General features: G+C 38.9%; 19 protein-coding genes. All 19 read left to right on the top strand.

From position 1 onward, the window contains the following. The first annotated feature begins 133 nt into the window (after window positions 1–133). The 19 genes from AC5WOE_RS16415 (at window position 134) to AC5WOE_RS16325 (ending at window position 18,987) form a co-directional block, all read left to right on the top strand. A complete protein-coding gene (locus tag AC5WOE_RS16415) occupies window positions 134–937 on the top strand; it encodes a phosphatidate cytidylyltransferase (protein ID WP_496051023.1) in 804 nt (267 codons plus the stop codon). A 39-nt stretch (window positions 938–976) separates the two neighbouring features. Continuing rightward, on the top strand, window positions 977–2,125 hold the full coding sequence (locus AC5WOE_RS16410; protein WP_496051024.1) for a 1-deoxy-D-xylulose-5-phosphate reductoisomerase: 1,149 nt from the start codon (window positions 977–979) through the stop codon (window positions 2,123–2,125). 12 nt (window positions 2,126–2,137) lie between these two features. After that, window positions 2,138–3,403, top strand: coding sequence for an RIP metalloprotease RseP (gene rseP / locus AC5WOE_RS16405; RefSeq protein WP_496053067.1), 1,266 nt, complete (start codon window positions 2,138–2,140; stop codon window positions 3,401–3,403). Window positions 3,404–3,418: 15 nt separating this feature from the next. Beyond that, entirely contained in the window at window positions 3,419–5,113 is a 1,695-nt protein-coding gene (locus AC5WOE_RS16400) for a proline--tRNA ligase (protein WP_496053066.1), read from the top strand. Between the two features lie 504 nt (window positions 5,114–5,617). After that, window positions 5,618–6,520 carry a hypothetical protein gene (locus AC5WOE_RS16395; protein WP_496053065.1) on the top strand — a complete coding sequence of 301 codons (903 nt, stop codon included), beginning with the start codon at window positions 5,618–5,620 and terminating at the stop codon, window positions 6,518–6,520. Window positions 6,521–6,523: 3 nt separating this feature from the next. After that, window positions 6,524–7,111, top strand: coding sequence for a class D sortase, LPxTATN-specific (gene srtD, locus AC5WOE_RS16390; protein ID WP_496051028.1), 588 nt, complete (start codon window positions 6,524–6,526; stop codon window positions 7,109–7,111). Window positions 7,112–7,472: 361 nt separating this feature from the next. Next, window positions 7,473–7,925 carry a ribosome maturation factor RimP gene (rimP, locus tag AC5WOE_RS16385; RefSeq protein WP_496053064.1) on the top strand — a complete coding sequence of 151 codons (453 nt, stop codon included), beginning with the start codon at window positions 7,473–7,475 and terminating at the stop codon, window positions 7,923–7,925. 19 nt (window positions 7,926–7,944) lie between these two features. Further along, window positions 7,945–9,018 carry a transcription termination factor NusA gene (nusA, locus tag AC5WOE_RS16380; RefSeq protein ID WP_496051030.1) on the top strand — a complete coding sequence of 358 codons (1,074 nt, stop codon included), beginning with the start codon at window positions 7,945–7,947 and terminating at the stop codon, window positions 9,016–9,018. Then, the gene (rnpM, locus tag AC5WOE_RS16375) at window positions 9,015–9,293 is read left to right on the top strand and encodes an RNase P modulator RnpM (protein WP_496051031.1); all 279 of its coding nucleotides are present in this window, start codon (window positions 9,015–9,017) and stop codon (window positions 9,291–9,293) included. Before nusA ends, rnpM begins: the two co-directional genes overlap by 4 nt. Then, window positions 9,283–9,582, top strand: coding sequence for a YlxQ family RNA-binding protein (locus AC5WOE_RS16370; RefSeq protein ID WP_240876735.1), 300 nt, complete (start codon window positions 9,283–9,285; stop codon window positions 9,580–9,582). Before rnpM ends, AC5WOE_RS16370 begins: the two co-directional genes overlap by 11 nt. A gap of 17 nt (window positions 9,583–9,599) precedes the next feature. Beyond that, entirely contained in the window at window positions 9,600–11,792 is a 2,193-nt protein-coding gene (gene infB, locus AC5WOE_RS16365) for a translation initiation factor IF-2 (RefSeq protein ID WP_496051032.1), read from the top strand. Then, on the top strand, window positions 11,793–12,074 hold the full coding sequence (locus tag AC5WOE_RS16360) for a DUF503 domain-containing protein (RefSeq protein WP_496051033.1): 282 nt from the start codon (window positions 11,793–11,795) through the stop codon (window positions 12,072–12,074). It begins immediately after the preceding gene. A 12-nt stretch (window positions 12,075–12,086) separates the two neighbouring features. After that, window positions 12,087–12,434, top strand: coding sequence for a 30S ribosome-binding factor RbfA (gene rbfA / locus AC5WOE_RS16355; RefSeq protein WP_240876738.1), 348 nt, complete (start codon window positions 12,087–12,089; stop codon window positions 12,432–12,434). 12 nt (window positions 12,435–12,446) lie between these two features. Further along, window positions 12,447–13,391, top strand: coding sequence for a DHH family phosphoesterase (locus tag AC5WOE_RS16350; protein WP_496053063.1), 945 nt, complete (start codon window positions 12,447–12,449; stop codon window positions 13,389–13,391). Beyond that, the gene (gene truB, locus AC5WOE_RS16345; protein WP_496053062.1) at window positions 13,388–14,293 is read left to right on the top strand and encodes a tRNA pseudouridine(55) synthase TruB; all 906 of its coding nucleotides are present in this window, start codon (window positions 13,388–13,390) and stop codon (window positions 14,291–14,293) included. Before AC5WOE_RS16350 ends, truB begins: the two co-directional genes overlap by 4 nt. After that, on the top strand, window positions 14,293–15,273 hold the full coding sequence (locus tag AC5WOE_RS16340; RefSeq protein ID WP_496053061.1) for a bifunctional riboflavin kinase/FAD synthetase: 981 nt from the start codon (window positions 14,293–14,295) through the stop codon (window positions 15,271–15,273). The genes truB and AC5WOE_RS16340 overlap by 1 nt, the downstream gene beginning before the upstream one ends. 135 nt (window positions 15,274–15,408) lie before the next feature. Then, the gene (gene rpsO, locus AC5WOE_RS16335) at window positions 15,409–15,678 is read left to right on the top strand and encodes a 30S ribosomal protein S15 (RefSeq protein WP_496051037.1); all 270 of its coding nucleotides are present in this window, start codon (window positions 15,409–15,411) and stop codon (window positions 15,676–15,678) included. A gap of 111 nt (window positions 15,679–15,789) precedes the next feature. Beyond that, window positions 15,790–17,913 (top strand): polyribonucleotide nucleotidyltransferase, encoded by a 2,124-nt coding sequence (gene pnp, locus AC5WOE_RS16330; protein WP_496053060.1) that lies wholly within the window; start codon window positions 15,790–15,792, stop codon window positions 17,911–17,913. A 111-nt stretch (window positions 17,914–18,024) separates the two neighbouring features. After that, complete coding sequence (locus AC5WOE_RS16325; protein ID WP_496053059.1) at window positions 18,025–18,987, top strand: polysaccharide deacetylase family protein; 963 nt, start codon at window positions 18,025–18,027, stop codon at window positions 18,985–18,987. The last annotated feature ends 82 nt before the right edge of the window (window positions 18,988–19,069 follow it).

Below are 19,069 nucleotides of genomic sequence, written 5' to 3'. Positions count from 1 at the left end.
TCTAATGGATTTGTATTTTGCAATTCCTGTAAGGGAGGTAGGACAGGGGAGGATAGTTGCTCTCGGTTAAAAACTGAGAAATCCCGACATTCCTCTACACCAACGTCATAAGGTGGTTATCCTGTCGGCAATTATGAAAGAACGCATCATTTCAGGAGTACTAGGAGCAGGTTTCTTTTTGCTCGCATTATGGCTAGGCTCTTGGTGGTATTCTACATTCATTTGGATACTGGCATCCATCTGTTTTTTGGAATACTGTCGTCTGTTCGGATATTCATACCGTAAACCCCAAGTAATCCTTGGGTTGGTGTTCGTTTTCTTGATTATTGTCGCTGGATTACGGACGCAATTAAGGTTAGAGTCTATTGCCTTGTTACATAGTGAAAATATGTTAATTCTTATTTTGGTTGTATTTCTTGCTTTATTGGTATTTTCTCGTAATCAGTTTGATATTTATCAAATGGCGCACTTATTTATTGGTACGATATACATAGGTCTTGGTTTTTCATATATGATTAATATTATTTGGCATCCGAATGGTTTTTTATGGGCATTGTTTATATTGTTAATCATTTGGGCTAACGATACAGGTGCGTATTTTACTGGAAAAAGTTTGGGTAAACACAAGCTATGGCCTTCGATTAGTCCTAATAAAACCATTGAGGGTTCTGCTGGCGGAGTATTAGTTGGTTTAGTAGTTAGTGGCATTTTTGGGTATCTGTTCCCGCAGATTTGGTCAATTGAATCTGCGATAGGATTAGGATTCCTTATTTCGGTAGTAGGGCAACTAGGAGATTTAGTTGAATCTGCTATTAAGAGGACCACTGGGACAAAAGATTCAGGTCGGATTCTTCCAGGACATGGAGGTATTCTCGATCGGTTTGATAGTTTAATTTTCACTTATCTTATTCTTCATATCTTTACTGGTTTTTTTTAGAGAGAAGATATTTAATGGGAATGTAAAAGGAGAACATAGATGTTAGAAAAAATATCTATCTTAGGTTCAACTGGATCTATTGGAACCAGTACGCTAAATGTAGTTAAGCAGCATCCAGAACAATTTCAAGTGGTTGCTCTAGCTGCTGGTAGTAACATTGAAGAAATGATCTATCAGGCACAATTTTTTCGGCCTAAATTAATTTCCATGTCTACAAAAGAATTGGCCGATAGAGTAGCTAGAGAAATTCCTGATACAATCAAAGTGGTATGGGGAGATAAGGGTTTATTAGAAGTGGCAACGCATCCAGATTCGACTTATGTTGTATCCTCTCTCGTTGGTAGTAGAGGATTAGAACCTACTTTAGCTGCAATCGAGGCAGGTAAAAAGATCGGTCTTGCCAACAAAGAATCATTAGTTACAGCTGGTCATCTTGTGATGGATCTCGCTAAAAAAAATAAGATAGATATTTTACCGATTGATAGTGAACACTCTGCCATATTTCAGTGTTTAAATGGGGAGAGAAGAGAAGATGTTAAAAAGTTAATATTAACAGCTTCTGGAGGAGCATTTCGTGATTTTTCAAGAGAACAGCTAGCAGATGCTACTCCTGAGATGGCTTTAAAACATCCAAACTGGGCAATGGGAGCTAAGGTTACCATTGATACTGCTACTTTGATGAACAAAGGATTAGAAGTAATGGAGGCACATTGGCTGTTTTCTTGTCCTTATGAACAGATCGATGTGCTAGTTCACCCTCAAAGCATTATTCATTCGATGGTTGAATTCCAAGATGGGGCGGTGATGGCGCAGTTAGGTATACATGATATGAAAGTACCTATTCAGTACGCACTGTCTTATCCTAAAAGATTGTCACTTGCAATGCCTTCCTTGTCTTTGAGTGAAATCGGACAGCTTACATTTGTAAAACCAGATTATTCTCGTTTTCCTTGTTTAGAGATGGCTTTTGAAGCTGGTAAGGCTGGAGGAACAGTGCCTACTGTTTTAAATGCTGCAAATGAGATTGCTGTCGAGAAATTTTTAAATAAATCTATCCCTTTTTTAGGAATAGAGGCTATGATAGAAAGAACACTAAGTAAACATGTATCTATCAATAACCCACAACTAGAAGACATTCAACATGCAGACCAGTGGGCACGTGAATTTGCTCGTCAATTAACCCTATAGGTGGTGGTGTTGGTGCACGTATTGCAAACTGTTATTTCATTTGTTTTGGTTTTGAGTGTATTGGTGTTTGTGCACGAACTTGGTCATTTTCTGTTTGCAAAAAGAGCTGGAATATTGGTACGTGAATTTGCAATTGGTTTTGGTCCTGTTGTTTTCTCAAGAAGAAAAGGAGAAACACTATATGCCATACGCCTATTACCTTTAGGTGGATTTGTTCGTATGGCGGGAGAAGATCCAGAGATCATTGATATCAAGCCAGAATCAACACTTTATTTGGATTTCCAAAATGAGTTGGTTAAAGATATTTGGATGTTCAAACCAGACCAAGCAGAAAAAATGATTTCGGGTACCTTAGTGGAAATGGATACAGAAAAAGATCTATTTCTTACTGTTCGATTGGAAACAGGAGAACAAGTACGTTATGCCTTGCATCGTGAAGCATTTATTCATCTGAGCAAATCAAATGAGATGCAAATTGCTCCACTTGATCGTCAATTTAGCTCTAAAACAGTCGGACAAAAAGCACTAACCATCTTGGCTGGACCTGTATTTAATATTATTTTGACGATTATCCTTTTTGGGATTTATACATCCGTTACGGGTATAGAGGCAAAACTTCCTATTCATACCGTGACGAAAGACTCGCCTGCTCAAAAAGCAGGGTTAAAACAAGGAGATCTTATTGAATCTGTTAATGGTCAGCGTGTCAGTACAATAGATATGCTTCGTATCCAATTGGTCAATTCAAAAGGAAAACCTGTACCTTTCCTAATTAAACGTGGAAATCAAGAATTGCATCTAAATATTGCCCCTAAGAAACAAGGTGATGTTTATATAATTGGGACAACATTTGATGAAAGACAAATGAAACGAAAAGCTACATTTGGTGAAACCATTCAGGAAGGATTTAAACAGACCTATAATTGGTCAGTAGTGATACTAGATGGTTTCCGGAGTTTAGTAACAGGTCAGATATCAGTCAAAAGTCTAGGTGGACCAGCGCAGATGGGTTATTTGACAGGGAAAGCAGCTGATGCTGGATTTATCGCTCTGATTAAATGGACAGCTCTTCTTAGCTTAAATCTTGGGATTTTCAACCTACTTCCTATTCCTGCATTAGATGGAAGTCGTCTTTTCTTTATTATTATAGAGGGATTGAGAGGACGGCCTATCAATCCAAACAAAGAGAGTTTAGTTCACTTTGTAGGGTTTGCAATGTTAATGATGCTAATGATTTTTGTAACATACAACGATATAGTAAAAATATTTTTTACCTAGAGAAGAGGAAGGATTTTGAGACAGAAGACTGCACTTATCCCTACACTTAGGAGTGTTGCGGAAGCAGAAATGATCAGCCATCAATTATTGCTCCGTGCTGGTTATATTCGCCAAGTGGCAGCAGGAGTGTATAATTATTTGCCATTAGCCCAACGAGTATTGCAAAAAATTTCTAAGATTGTTCGAGAAGAAATGGATCGGATTGGTTCACAAGAACTACTAATGCCTGCTCTCAATCCAGCTGAACTATGGCAAGAATCTGGACGATATGATACATATGGTCCAGAATTAGTGAAATTACAAGATCGTCATGAGCGCAATTTTATTCTTGGTCCGACTCATGAAGAAACCATAACCGATTTACTCCGTAAAGAAGTAAACTCATACAAAAAGTTACCGATGACACTTTATCAGATTCAAACCAAATTTCGTGATGAAAAGCGTCCTCGTTCAGGGCTATTACGCGGTAGAGAATTTATTATGAAAGATGCATATTCTTTTCATGCTGATCACAAGTCGCTAGATGAAACTTATAAGGATATGTATCAAGCATATGTCAATATTTTTACCAGATGCGGGCTGGAGTTTGGAGCGGTTGAGGCGGATTCAGGATCTATAGGTGGAAAGGGAACCCACGAATTTATGGTGTTCTCTGAGGCCGGCGAAGATAAGATCGCGATTTGTACATCTTGTGATTACTCTGCGAATATTGAAATGGCTGAGATTATGATAGATGATGTTATTCGTTCAGAGAAGCAAGATGTTCAAGCAATGGAGAAAATCTATACACCAAACATAAAAACAATTGATCAACTTGCATCATATCTTCAAGTTGCTCCGAGTTCTCTAGTAAAAACTTTATTATTTATTGTAGATGATAAGCCTGTGATGGTTTTGGTTCGTGGAGACCATGAAGTAAATGAAGTAAAAGTGAAAAATGTATTAGAAGCAATAACATGTTCTTTAGCAGATGAAGCAACCATCTATAAAGTTACTGGTGCAACCCCAGGTTCACTTGGGCCAGTCCATGTAAATGAAAAAATAACTATTCTTGCAGATTTTGCTCTACGCGGATTTGATGAATGGCATATTGGAGCTAATGAGACAGACTATCATTTTTTACATGCCGTAGAGGGAAGAGATTTTGAAGTTAGCAAGTATGCAGATTTGCGTACTGTGGAAGAAGGAGACAAATGTCCGCGATGCAAAGGGACAATCCGCTTTCAAAAAGGTGTTGAAGTTGGACATATCTTCAAACTAGGTACTAAGTACAGTGATGCTATGAGAGGTACTTTTCTCGATGAGAATGGTCGGGAACAAACCTATATTATGGGTTGCTATGGAATTGGTATATCTCGAACACTCTCTGCTGTCGTAGAACAACATCATGATGATGGTGGAATCATTTGGCCGGAATCTATTGCTCCATATGCAGTACATCTTATTGCAGTAAATATGAAAGATAAAAACCAAAGTGAGCTAGCCGAAAAGCTATATCGACAATTGATGCAAGCAGGTATTGAAGTTTTATTTGATGATCGTCCAGAGAGAGCTGGAGTTAAATTTAAAGATGCAGATTTAATTGGTATTCCCAAACGAATTGTGGTGGGGTCAAAAGCTGAGGATGATATAGTGGAACTAAAGTTTCGTCGTACTGGTGAAAGTCAAGAACTTAGTGTGGAAGAGCTTTTAGATATAATGAAAAAATAATTGATCAAGCCCCTTTTCTTTTTTAGAGAAGGGGTTTTATATGGTAGGACTCAGGTACCAATGAATTAGATTCAATGATTTATCCTTTTTGTACTAAATATTGCTTTTTAGGCATGATACTTTTTGAAACTTAATTATACAAATTGTTTTCTCTATGGTCATTTTAGCAACTTTTTTGGAAATAAGATTGTATATTGTTGCTGATGAAGTGGTAGGAAATGATAAATTCTAATAGAGAGTGTTTTTATTTTCTTTATTAAAATTGCATTATTTTGTTGGATAGGTTATTTGGCCAAATTTTAAAAAAGGCCTAAGGTTTTGAAGGGAAGCTATTCATGTTCTATCTGAAAAAGTTGTAACTTATAACAAATTTATTAAACATTGATTATTTCAATTGACACTGATTTCTCTGAACACTAAGATGAGAATAGACAGATAAAGAAAAGTATTCCATACATTTATGGTTGAAAAAGGGAATAGAACAAAAGGAAAGGTTGATTATATTTGAAGAAAAAAGTAGCAACAGGCTTTTTTGTTCTAGGTTTATCCGTTTTTGCTTTAAGTCCAGCAGCATTAGCGGCGAACAAAAATTTAGTAGATTTAGATGCAAAAGTAAAAATTCAAGTTCCTGGTACCGATGATGGTAAGCCACCATGCACAGGCGTTGATTGTGATGAAAACGGAGACAATGGTGGAAGCACCGACAACGGCGGAAGTACCGACAATGGTGGAAGTACCGACAATGGTGGAAGTACCGACAATGGTGGAAGTACCGACAATGGTGGAAGTACCGACAATGGTGGAAGTACCGACAATGGTGGAAGTACCGACAATGGTGGAAGTACCGACAATGGCGGAACTACTGACAATGGTGGAACTACTGACAATGGTGGAACTACTGACAATGGTGGAACTACTGACAATGGTGGAAGTACCGACAATGGTGGAAGTACCGACAATGGTGGAACTACCGACAATGGCGGAACTACTGACAATGGTGGAACTACTGACAATGGTGGAACTACTGACAATGGCGGAACTACCGACAATGGTGGAACTACCAATAATGGTGGAACTACCGACAACGGTGGAACTACTGACAATGGCGGAACTACTGACAATGGCGGAACTACCAATAATGGCGGAAGCACCGATAACGGTGGTGTAGATTCTCCTGAAAATAATGGTGGGGTAGATGCACCAAGCACAAACACACCTGTTGTAGTTGCGCAAAATAGCAATACCTCTGCTAATTCTACCACTGTTTCTGATACAACTTCAGATCAACCTACTACCGTTAATGGTGGAGAATTACCAAAGACAGCTACTCCTTTACCACTTGCTGGATTGATTGGTGCAGGTCTTGCTTTTCTAGGCCTAGTTCTTCGTAAAAAAGTGAAAATGTAGAACATGAAAAAAATACCACTCTTGTTGATGGCAGCAGGAGTGTGCCTGATGTGCTATTCCCTATTCGCATACGTACCTCAAATGTTTATCGGCAGTTCGGTCAATAAGTCGGATATCGACAAAGTAATGGCAGAAGCAAAAAATCAAACAAATGTGGATAAGCGAATTTTATATCCGACCCGACCCAAAACTGGTGAAAAGGTTGGGGATCTTATCATTCCTAAACTAAGTGCCAGTTTGCCTATCATTGAAGGTACAGATCCAGATGAATTGGAAAAAGGTGTAGGTCACTTTGCGCAAAGTGTACTTCCGGGTGAGAAGGATAACTCCGTTTTAAGTGGTCATAGAGATACGGTATTTCGCAATGTGGGTAAACTGAAGATTGGTGACCAATTGGTTACTAAGACCAGTGCAGGTGTTTTTACTTATAAAATCGTAAAAATGTGGATAGTAGATGCTAATGATCGAACCGTTATAGTCTCTCATAAAGGAAAGCAGATCCTAACCCTTACTACTTGTTATCCTTTTAACTGGATTGGTCCCGCTCCAAAGCGGTATATCATACAATCGGAATTAATAAAAACAACATAGTTCTTTCCTTTTTTTATCAACCAAGAGGCAGGAGTCATCCTCCTCTTTTTTTTTAAATAAAATGGAAGCGCTATTTATTCTTCTATACGATTTTTTTGCAAATAGGAGTCTCAATGAATAGGAATCGAAAAAAGACACTAAAAATTAGGTAGTTTTAAAAATCTGATTGTGTTATAATCTTTTTGGCAATACTACACACATTAACTACATTTGTTTTTGCAGATGTGAAATTCTTCACCTTATAGAAACACTTCAGGTGGAGTGCTTTTCTAGGGAATGGTGATTTTAGATAGGCTCCTATGAAAGAGTGGGTAAACACCCACTCTTTGCATTTTAAAAGCTACTTATGGAGGTAGTATTCTTGAGTCGACAAGTTGTAGAGCAAGTAGAAAAAATTGCCGTTCCACTCCTCCAATCTTTAGAACTGGAATTGGTAGAAGTGGAATATAAAAAAGAAGGGTCGAATTGGTTTTTGAGAGTTTTTATCGATGGGATTAACAAACCAGTCGATTTGGACGATTGTGCTAAAGTTAGTGAACAGCTTAGTTTAGCATTAGATGAAAATGATCCAATCCCTGGAAACTACTATTTGGAAGTTTCTTCACCAGGTGCAGAGAGACCATTGAAAAAAGAATCCGATTATCAAAAAGCAATTGGAAAAAATATCCACGTTAGTACATATGAACCTATTGATGGCCAGCGTAAGTTCGAAGGGATACTTGAAAATGTTACACCTGATGAAGTTGTAGTTGCATCACAGGTAATTCCTCGAAATAAAATAGCAAGTGCTAGACTAAGCGTGGTTTTTTCATGATGAAGGGAGGATTATGCCGGTGAATGCGGAGTTCATCGAAGCGCTCGGTCAACTAGAGAAAGAAAAAGGTATCAGCAAGGATATCTTGATCGACGCAATTGAAGCAGCATTAATATCTGGGTATAAACGAAATTTCCATTCTGCTCAAAATGTAAGAGTGGATATTAACAGAGAGTCTGGTAGAGTTCGTGTGTTTGCACGTAAAAATGTTGTAGAGGAAGCATTGGACCCTCGTCTAGAGATTTCCTTAGAAGCAGCAAAAGAAATCAATCCTAACTATGCGTTAGATGATGTTGTGGAAATCGAAGTAACTCCTGCCGATTTTGGACGTATTGCAGCACAAACAGCAAAACAAGTAGTAACACAACGTATTCGAGAGGCAGAAAGAAATATCATCTACTCTAATTTTATTGATAGAGAAGAAGATATTGTAACTGGAATTGTGCAGCGCTCAGATAATCGTAACTATTTTATTGATTTGGGTAGAGTGGAAGCATTATTACCTCATTCAGAAACTATGCCAGGTGAACGATTTAAACACGGTGATCGTGTAAAGACGTTCATCACGAAAGTAGAAAAATCAACCAAAGGTCCACAAATTTTTGTATCTCGTACACATCCAGGTTTATTAAAACGTCTGTTTGAATTAGAAGTTCCTGAAATTTTTGATGGTGTAATTGAAATCAAATCCATTGCACGTGAAGCAGGCCAGCGATCAAAAGTTGCAGTGACTTCACGGGACCCCAATGTAGACGCTGTTGGAGCATGTGTAGGTCATAAAGGAGTTCGTGTTCAAACAATCGTCAATGAGCTTCGTGGAGAAAAGATAGACATTATTCGTTTTTCTGATGATTTGACTGAGTGGATAGCATCTAGTTTGAGTCCATCTAAAGTAACTTCCGTGGAAATTTTTGAAGAGGAAAAGATGGCAAGAGTAGTTGTTCCTGATCACCAGTTATCATTAGCTATTGGAAAAGAAGGACAAAATGCTCGTTTAGCTGCTAAACTTACCAATTGGAAAATAGACATCAAGAGTGAGTCTGAAGCAGGAATAGAATTTACACCTGCTATTTCTGAGGATGAGATCGAGTGAAAAAGAAAAAAATTCCAATGCGAAAATGTATTGTCTCTCAAGAAATGTTTCCTAAAAAAAGTCTTATCCGTGTAGTGAGAACACCCGAAAATGAAGTATTGATTGATCCGACAGGCAAGAAGTCTGGGCGAGGTGCTTATCTATGCGCAAAAGTCGAATATATTGATTTGGCTCAAAAGAAAAAAGCGTTAGAGCGCGTTTTTCAAACAAAAATTGATTCTGCTTTGTATGATCAACTTAGGGAGTATGCAGAGGGAGTTTCACATGAAGAATAATTTCTTTCAAGTGTTAGGTCTAGCACAGCGAGCACGCAAGTTAACTCTGGGAGAAGAGTTTGTTCTTCAATCTGTACGAAATGGTCAAGCTAAATTGGTTATTTTAGCTACTGATGCAGGTAAAAATACAACAAAAAAGTTCACAGATAAGTGTAGTTCTTATCAAGTGCCTTTGTTACAAGCAGGCACAAGATATGAGCTTGGGGCTGCGGTAGGAAAAGGAGAACGAGTCGTAATGGCAGTTACAGATGTAGGTTTCTGTCAGATGTTAAGGGGGCTCGTTACGTAACTAATGGGGGTGAACGGATGACGAAAATCCGTGTATATGAGTATGCCAAAGAGAAAGATATGAGTAGTAAAGAAGTTTTAAACATATTAGAAAAAGTAGGCATTCCTGTAAATAACCACATGAGTATCATGGACGAAACTGCAACAAAAAAAGTGGAAGAGTTTGTAACGAAATTAAAACAGGGGTCTACAACTGCAAAACAGGAGAAACCGAAAAGTCAGAAACAAACTGTACAACATGGGGCGGCGAAGTCTATGGAACAAACAAACAATTATTCTCAAGAAGAAATACAAGAAAAAGGCCAACCTTCTTCTCGAGCGAACCAAGAGCCAATTAAAAAAAATAAGCAAACACGTAGTAACAATTCTTTTTCCAAAGGGAAAGGCCCAAGAGGAAAAGGAAATCGCAAAAGAAATGATAAAAGATCACAAAACAGGGAAAAACAAGCACCAGTATTGCCAAAAGAAATCACTGTATCTGGTCCTCTTTCTGTTGGAGAATTTGCCAAGTTATTGAGAAAAGAAGGATCTGAAGTAATCCGCAAACTAATTCCAATTGGTGTTATGGCGACGATTAACCAAGAAATCGATGTAGAAACAATGTCACTAGTAGCAGAGGAATTTGGAGTTGAAGTGATCTATAAAGAGGAATTTGATGAATCGAATATCGAAGAGATTGAAGAAGTAGATTCAGAAGAAAATCTTTTAGAACGTCCTCCTGTTGTAACGATCATGGGGCATGTAGACCATGGAAAAACAACTTTATTGGATAAAATTAGAAGTACGAATGTAACCTCCGGGGAAGCAGGAGGGATTACTCAGCATATTGGTGCTTATCAAGTGGAAATTAATGGTAAGAAAATTACATTTCTAGATACCCCTGGGCATGCTGCATTCACAACGATGCGTGCTCGAGGCGCGGAAGTTACGGATATTACCATTCTTGTTGTTGCTGCGGATGATGGGGTAATGCCACAAACAGTTGAGGCGATTAATCATGCTAAAGCTGCAAATGTTCCCATAATAGTAGCTGTCAACAAAATGGATAAACTAGATGCAAATCCGGATCGTATCAAACAACAGTTAACCGAGTATGGATTGGTACCAGAAGATTGGGGAGGAGACACCATATTTGTCCCTGTATCTGCCATAAACGGAGAAGGTATGGAAGATCTTCTGGAGATGATACTATTAGTATCAGAAGTACAAGAGTTACGAGCAAATCCAGATAAACGTGCTCGAGGTGTTGTTATCGAAGCAGAGCTGGATAAAGGACGAGGTGCTGTTGCTACTGTACTTATCCAAAATGGTACCCTAAAGGTGGGAGACGGAATCGTCGCAGGAAATTATTTTGGCAAAATCCGAGCAATGATCAACGATCATGGCCGTCGAGTCAAAGCAGCGCCGCCTTCCATGCCTGTTGAAATTTTAGGTCTCCCAGATGTCCCAAATGCAGGGGATCCCTTTATAATATTTGATGATGAGAAAAAAGGTCGAGCTATAGCTGATAAACGGAACCAAAAACAACGAGAAGAAGAGCGTGGTGCGCGGTCACGTGTAACCCTTGATGATTTGTTTAAACAAATTCAAGAGGGCGAAGTGAAGGAATTAAATGTTATTATTAAAGCAGACGTACATGGATCTGCTGAAGCAATGAAAGGTTCCTTAGAAAAGATTGATATCGAAGGAGCTCGAGTGAAAATCATTCATACTGCTGTCGGGGCTATAACCGAATCAGATGTGATTCTCGCCTCTGCTTCTAATGCGATCATTATTGGCTTTAATGTACGTCCAGAACCAAATGCTCGGGCAACTGCTGAACAAGAAAAAGTAGAAGTTCGCTTACATCGAGTTATTTACAAAGCAATAGAAGAAATTGAAGCTGCAATGAAAGGCTTATTAGACCCAGAGTATGAGGAAAAAGTAGTAGGTACAGCTGAAGTGAGACAAATCTTTAAAGTTTCACGTGTCGGTACGATTGCAGGGTGTTATGTGATCGAAGGCAAAGTAGTACGTGATGGAAAAGCAAGACTGATTCGTGATGGCATTGTTGTCCATGAAGGTAATCTGGATACCTTGAAACGCTTTAAAGATGATGCAAAAGAAGTTGCACAAGGTTATGAATGTGGTATTACATTAGAAGGTTATAATGATATGAAAGAAGGGGACTTGATCGAGGTTTACGTCATTGAAGAGGTAGCGCGTACGTAATTGTTTATTGGATTATTGACGTGTGATGGAAAAATCCCCACTTCCCTCTCGCTTAAAGACAAGAGAAGAGTGCTACAGTCTGTACTTACTCGTATCAAGAACAAATGGAATCTTTCCGTTTCAGAAGTTGGAAGACAAGATGATCGCCAAGTGTTTGAGCTTGCCATTGTTGGGGTAGCAACAACTAAGCATGTGGTGGAAAAGGAGCTTCAGCTCGCTTTAAAACTTTTAGAAGCGACAGATGAAATGATGATCTTTCATATTGACATCACTTTTGTGTAGGAGGTGTCGCCCTTGGCACGCATCCGTGTGAGCCGCGTTGGCGAACAGATCAAAAAAGAGCTTAGCCAAATTATTCAACAGGAAATAAAAGATCCTCGAATCGGTTTTGTTACCGTGACAGCAGTAGAGATGAGTGGTGATCTGCAACTTGCAAAAGTTTATGTGAGTATCTTAGGAAGCCAATCGGAGAAAGATGAATCAATTGCGGCATTAGAAAAAGCAAAAGGTTTTATTCGCTCTGAAGTAGGACGTCGGGTACAACTCAGACATGTACCTGATATCCAGTTTTCTATTGATCATTCACTTGATCATAGTGATCAAATTACGCGATTGCTTCATGATGTACGAGACGAAGATTAGGAGAAACGGTTTATGTTAGACTGGACAAGTGCTACTCAAACACTTAAAAATGCTAGTCAAATCCTAGTGGTTTCACATGTGAATCCAGATGGAGACGCTATTGGTTCTACATTAGCAATGGGATTAATAGCAAAATCACTTGGTATTTCGGTGTCACTTGTAAATGAATCGCCTGTTCCTGAAAAACTCGCTTTTTTGCCAGGGACAGAGCTTATTCAGTTATCGTCTCAAGTAAAAAAACGTTTTTCTGTTATTGTTACAGTTGATGCTGCTGATATTTCCCGTATTGGGGAATGTCAGCAGCTTTTTGCCGATGATCCAATCATTATCAACATTGATCATCATGCAACAAATGACCAATTCGGCACCATTAATATTGTGAAAGCAGACGCAGCTGCGACAGTAGAAATTTTGTATGACTGGGCTGCATATCTAGATATTCCTATATCCAAGCAATTAGCTACCGTTCTTTATGCTGGTTTATTGACCGATACAGGTGGATTTCGCTATTCCAATACATCACCGAATGTATTACGAATTGCAGCTAATTTACTAGAGGCTGGTGCAGACTCCTATGAACTTGCGGATCGTTTGTTGGAGTCCATTAGTGTACGATATTTGGCACAATTAAAAGAAGCTCTAGGGACAATGCAGATTGTACTTGATGGAAAAGTAGCCTATCTTACTTCAGAAGAAGAAGATAACGATGGATTGGTTAATCTAGCTCGAAATATAGAAGGGGTAGATGTAGGTATTCTTTTTCGACCCATAGATGAACACCATATAAAAGTAAGCATGCGTTCTCGTAATATTATCGATGTATCTCAAGTAGCTCTTTCGCTAGGTGGCGGTGGCCATGCTAGAGCAGCTGGTTGCACGGTCAAAGGGACAATGAACGAAGTAATTCATAAAGTACTAGAGAAAATGACGGAAGCTTTTGAGGGCGTGAATGAATGACATTGCATGGTATTATACCTGTATGGAAACCAAAAGGGCTTACATCTCATGATGTTGTAGGGCGTATTCGAAGATTGGCCGGTCAAAAACGAGTAGGACACACTGGAACGCTTGATCCAGAAGTAGAAGGTGTACTACCAATTTGTTTAGGACAAGCTACTAGACTTGTTGAGTATATTCAAGATTTACCAAAACGTTATACAGGAACGATGGTCCTTGGTGTCTCTACCGATACAGAAGATCAAACAGGGACTATTATGGAACAAGTGGAAGTTACAACTGATTTGTTTCCATTGGAAAAAGTTATAGAGCATTTCCGAGGCGAGATTGAACAAGTTCCTCCCATGTATTCAGCAGTGAAAATAAAAGGGGAGAGATTGTATGAACTTGCTCGAAAAGGAAAAGTGATAGAACGACCATCCAGATGTGTAACTATATATCAATTGGATATTAAGCAGATCGACTCAAAAGATCATCCTATGTTTTCTTTCGATGTTACTTGTTCAAAGGGGACTTACATTCGTACGTTATGTGTGGATATCGGCAAATTTATGGGTTATCCAGCACATATGAGCAAGTTGACAAGAGTGCAGAGTGGTCCTTTTCAAATCGCTGATTGCTATACATTTGATGAGTTGGACACGGCAAAAGATCATGGCCTGTTTTCTGATACTTTAGTTGCTATGGATGAAGCACTCTGTCATCTACCAGCAGTTGTAGTCAGTCAAGAAGATGGAAAACGTGTACTAGATGGAAATGTATTTGATTGGGATGCTACATTAGATAGTTCCAGCTCTACTATGGTTCGCATGTATGATGAAACAGGTAAATTTTATGCAATTTACGAGATCCATCATCAAGAATTAAGACCAGTAAAAGTATTTCGGGATGTGCATGAATAATGAAAACGATAGAAATTACGTACCCATTTGATGCTAAACCAATTCCTGCCGAATCAACTAGCTTAGCTATTGGTTTTTTTGATGGACTACATTTGGGACATCAGGCTGTAATTAAAAAGGCAATTTCCAAAGCAAAAAAATTAAATATCCCTCCTGCGGTCATGACTTTTTCTCCTCACCCGAGAGAAGTGCTTGGGAATACTACTTTTATGGGCTATCTTACACCATTAAAAGAAAAACTGTATCAGTTGGAGCAACTTGGTATAGAACAAGTGTATGTAGTTACCTTTAATCAATCATTTGCCAATTTAGAAAAAGAAAAATTTATTTCCGATGTTTTAGTACCATTGAATGTATCGGCTGTGACTACAGGTTTTAATTTTACTTTTGGTCATCGGGGATTAGGTACAGCTAATGATTTGATGAAATTAGGAGAAGGTTTGTTTGATGTGAAGATTGTTGATCCTATAATTATGGGGGATCAGGCAGTCAGCAGTACTAGAACGAAAAATGCCTTGTCTTCAGGTGACATTTCTCTAGCTAATGATCTTTTAGGTAGACCATACCGTATTCAGGGTGAAGTTGTACATGGAGATAAACGGGGTCGGCAAATTGGTTTCCCTACGGCAAATGTAGAGCCCAATCAACCCTATTATCTTCCCGTTCACGGTGTTTATGTTGTAAGGGCATATTTCAAAGAATCGGTAGGATATGGGGTAATGAATGTTGGTGTGCGACCTACATTTGACAAATCAGCCGTAAAAACCAAATTGGAAGTGCATCTCTTTGATCAATCCCCCCATTTGGATCTTTATGGTGAAGTATTACAGGTAGAACTACTGCACTATTTAAGAAAAGAAGCGAAGTTCTCCTCCATAAAGTCTCTTGTAGAACAAATTGAATTGGATCGCACCAATGCAACACAATGGTTATCAGATCAAGATATTTCCCTCGATGATAGGAAAAATATCTTGATTTAGAAGACTTATCGGCAAACATTTACAATGAACTTTCTTTACGCTATAATGGCTAAGGAACCGTGACTCGGTTTTCCGTTTGCCTCAACGGTACACTGGGTTATTGGGGTTTACTGAATTTATGGAGGTGAAAGAAAGATGACTATTACTCTTGAGAAAAAACGAGAAATTATTAATGAGTATAAAACGCATGAGAACGATACTGGATCTCCTGAAGTTCAAGTAGCGATTTTGACTCATCGAATCAACGAGTTGAATTCCCACTTGCGGGATCACAAAAAAGACCACCACTCACGTCGTGGTTTGCTCAAGATGGTTGGACAACGTCGTAACTTGCTTACTTATTTAAAAGATAAGGATGTTACTCGTTACCGTGAGCTAATTCAAAAACTTGGATTACGTAGATAAAGCGGGGGTATTACACCCCGTTTTTTTATACCTTTTGAAATTTGGTAAAGCAGGAAATACTAATAAAAACGAGAATAGAAAATTGTTAAACGTCTGAAAGGAGGCAATGAAGTGGAGTCTCAACTGTTTGAAACAGAGCTTGGAGGACGAAAACTTTCATTTGAAATTGGCAAATATGCAGCTTTAGCAAATGCATCAATCATGGTGAGATATGGAGATTCTGCGGTTCTTGCAACAGTAGTTGCTTCAAAAGAGCCTAAAGAACTGGATTTTTTTCCACTTACTGTTAACTATGAAGAGCGATTGTACGCAGTCGGAAAAATACCTGGCGGTTTTATCAAAAGGGAAGGGCGTCCTAGCGAGAAAGCCATTTTAGCTAGCCGACTAATTGATAGACCGATCCGACCATTATTTCCTGACGGATTTCGCAATGAAGTTCAAGTGGTGACAACAGTTATGTCCGTGGACCAAGACTGTTCTACGGAAATCGCTGCGATGATAGGTGCGTCTCTTGCCCTTTCGATTTCATCCATTCCTTTTGCGGGACCAATAGCTGGTGTAATTGTAGGGCGTGTTGATGGAAAACTAATCATCAATCCAACTGTTTCCCAGATGGAAAAGTCAGATTTGCACTTAGTCGTTGCTGGAACAAAAGATGGCATTAATATGGTGGAAGCTGGTTCAAAGGAAATTCCAGAATCTATTGTTCTAGAAGCCATTTTATTGGGGCATGAAGAAATTAAAAAGATAGTAGCGATTCAAGAAGAGATAGTTGCTAAGTGCGGAGAACAAAAAATGGTTCCTGAGCTCGCAACTATCGTTGAAGATGTACAAAGTCGTGTGCGTGACCTAGCTTTGCCGGAAATGATTTCAGCGATTCAAGTAGTGGAAAAACAAGCTCGTCAAGCAGCAATTGATGAAGTGAAGAAATCCGTTATAGAAAAATTGCAAAATGAATATTCGGAAGAAGAGTACGCAGAAAAAGAAAAAGATATCCATAAGACTCTTGATTTGATTGTCAAAGAAGAAGTGCGTCGACTCATATTAGAAGAAGGCAAGCGACCAGATGGACGTACTACAGATGAAATTCGTCCACTATCTAGTGAGATAAACATCTTACCACGTACCCACGGATCAGGTCTATTTCGCAGAGGGCAGACACAGGTATTGAGTATCTGTACATTAGGGGCTTTAGGTGATGTACAAATACTAGATGGATTGGATTTAGAAGAATCGAAACGTTTTATGCACCATTATAACTTTCCGCCTTTCAGTGTTGGAGAAGCAAGACCAATGCGTTCTCCCGGCCGGAGGGAAATTGGACATGGTGCTTTAGGAGAACGTGCGTTAGAACAAGTAATTCCAAGTGAAGATGAATTTCCTTATACTATCCGATTGGTGTCTGAAGTATTGGAGTCCAATGGCTCTACTTCTCAAGCGAGTATTTGTGCTTCAACTCTTGCACTCATGCACGCTGGCGTACCCATTAAAGCACCTGTAGCAGGTATTGCAATGGGTCTTGTGAAAGAAGGAGAGTTGGTCAGTGTTTTAACGGATATTCAAGGAATGGAAGATCACTTAGGAGATATGGACTTTAAAGTAGCTGGGACACGCAAAGGTGTTACTGCACTTCAGATGGATATCAAGATTGCTGGAATCGATCGTCCAATTTTAGAAAAAGCGCTTCAACAAGCAAGTAAAGCAAGGCTTACCCTTTTAGATAATATGGAAGCTACCATTAAAGAGCCTAGTAAGCAGCTTTCAGAATTCGCACCCAAAATTGTGACCATGCGCATTCATCCAGATAAAATTCGCGATGTGATTGGACCAAGTGGTCGTGTGATCAACAAAATCATCGAGGAAACAGCTGTAAAAATCGATATAGAGCAAGATGGTCGGATATACATTGCTTCCTCTGATAGCGAACAAAATGAAAAAGCGAAGAAAATAATTGAAGATCTCGTTCGGGAAGTGGAAGTTGGACAAACGTATCTCGGTACCGTGAAGCGTGTAGAGAAGTTCGGTGCATTTGTGGAGCTTTTCCCAGGCAAAGAAGGTTTGGTACATATTTCTCAACTAGCCTTAGAGCGTGTTGCAAAAGTGCAAGATGTGGTCTCAGTAGGAGATCAAATCATGGTAAAAGTTACAGAAATAGATGACCAAGGTCGTGTGAATCTCTCCCGTAAAGTATTGCTAAGAGAAGAAGAAGCGAGAAAAAAAGAAGCATCGAAGTAATAATGAGAGTCAGATATGCCAAAATGGTAAATCTGTCTCTTTTTAGTTTGGATATAAACATTTATCTATACCTCTTCTCATAAGGTAAGTCAAGAGAGGAGATGACAAGCCTTGAAAAAGAACTATTATATTATAGGTATTTTGACGTTGATTGTCGTTACGATTATCTGCTATCATTCTCCAGTGTTTGTATATATATCCGCAATCCGTAATCAATCTGCAATTCCAACATTTTTATCAGATGATATCCAATTAAAAGCAAAAATCGATCAAAAAGCTCCCAAACACGAAAAAGCTCCTATTAATGCGCGAAATGACCGTGTATGGAAGTTAGTTCCTGGTTTGGATGGTTTCATAGTTGATAAAGAAAAAACATATGAAAAGACAAAGCAGCTCCATAGTAAACAAATTCAATGGGTTTATAAAGCTGTGAAGCCAGCTGTTGATTTAAAAGACTTAGGGACTGGACCCATTTTTAAAGGTAACGAACAGCAACAAGCTGTAGCCTTAATGGTCAATGTAGCTTGGGGAACCGAATATTTACCAAAGATGCTTCAAATCTTTCAACAGGAAAAGGTAAAAGTCACGTTTTTTTTGGACGGTACATGGTTAAACAGTCATCGCCAAGAAGGTTTATCGTTGGAGAAAGCAGGACATGAGATAGGTAATCATGGGTACACACACCAAATGATGAGCCAAGTTCCTGTAGATAGAATGAATAGGGAAATTGGCAGAACAGAAGAAGTAATCAAACAAGTTTTTCATCATCCTAGTAAATGGTTTGCACCTCCAAGTGGTGATTTTAACAACAGGGTGGTACAAATTGCTAGTGACTATCATCTCGGAACGGTTTTATGGACACTAGATACGATTGATTGGCGAAAAACTACTTCTTCTTCCTCTATGGTGCAAAAGATTGGTTTCAAAGTAGAGCCTGGTAATTTAATTTTGATGCATCCAACAGATCGAACCGTATCGGCGCTTCCTGGAATGATCCGTGCTATTAAACAAAAAAAGTTAGCTCTAGCAACTGTTTCAGAAGTTCTATCCACAAAACGAATGAATATTCGTTGAGTGATTTCCGTGAATCTGATATAGTGAAAATACTGCTTGAATTTGGCATTGCCAGTAGCATGCTAGGGGGTTTTTTACATCA

The organism is Shimazuella sp. NTD248 (assembly GCF_059510395.1).
Note: the sequence above shows the minus strand (reverse complement) of the source record. Positions and strands in the feature narration are given on the sequence as shown.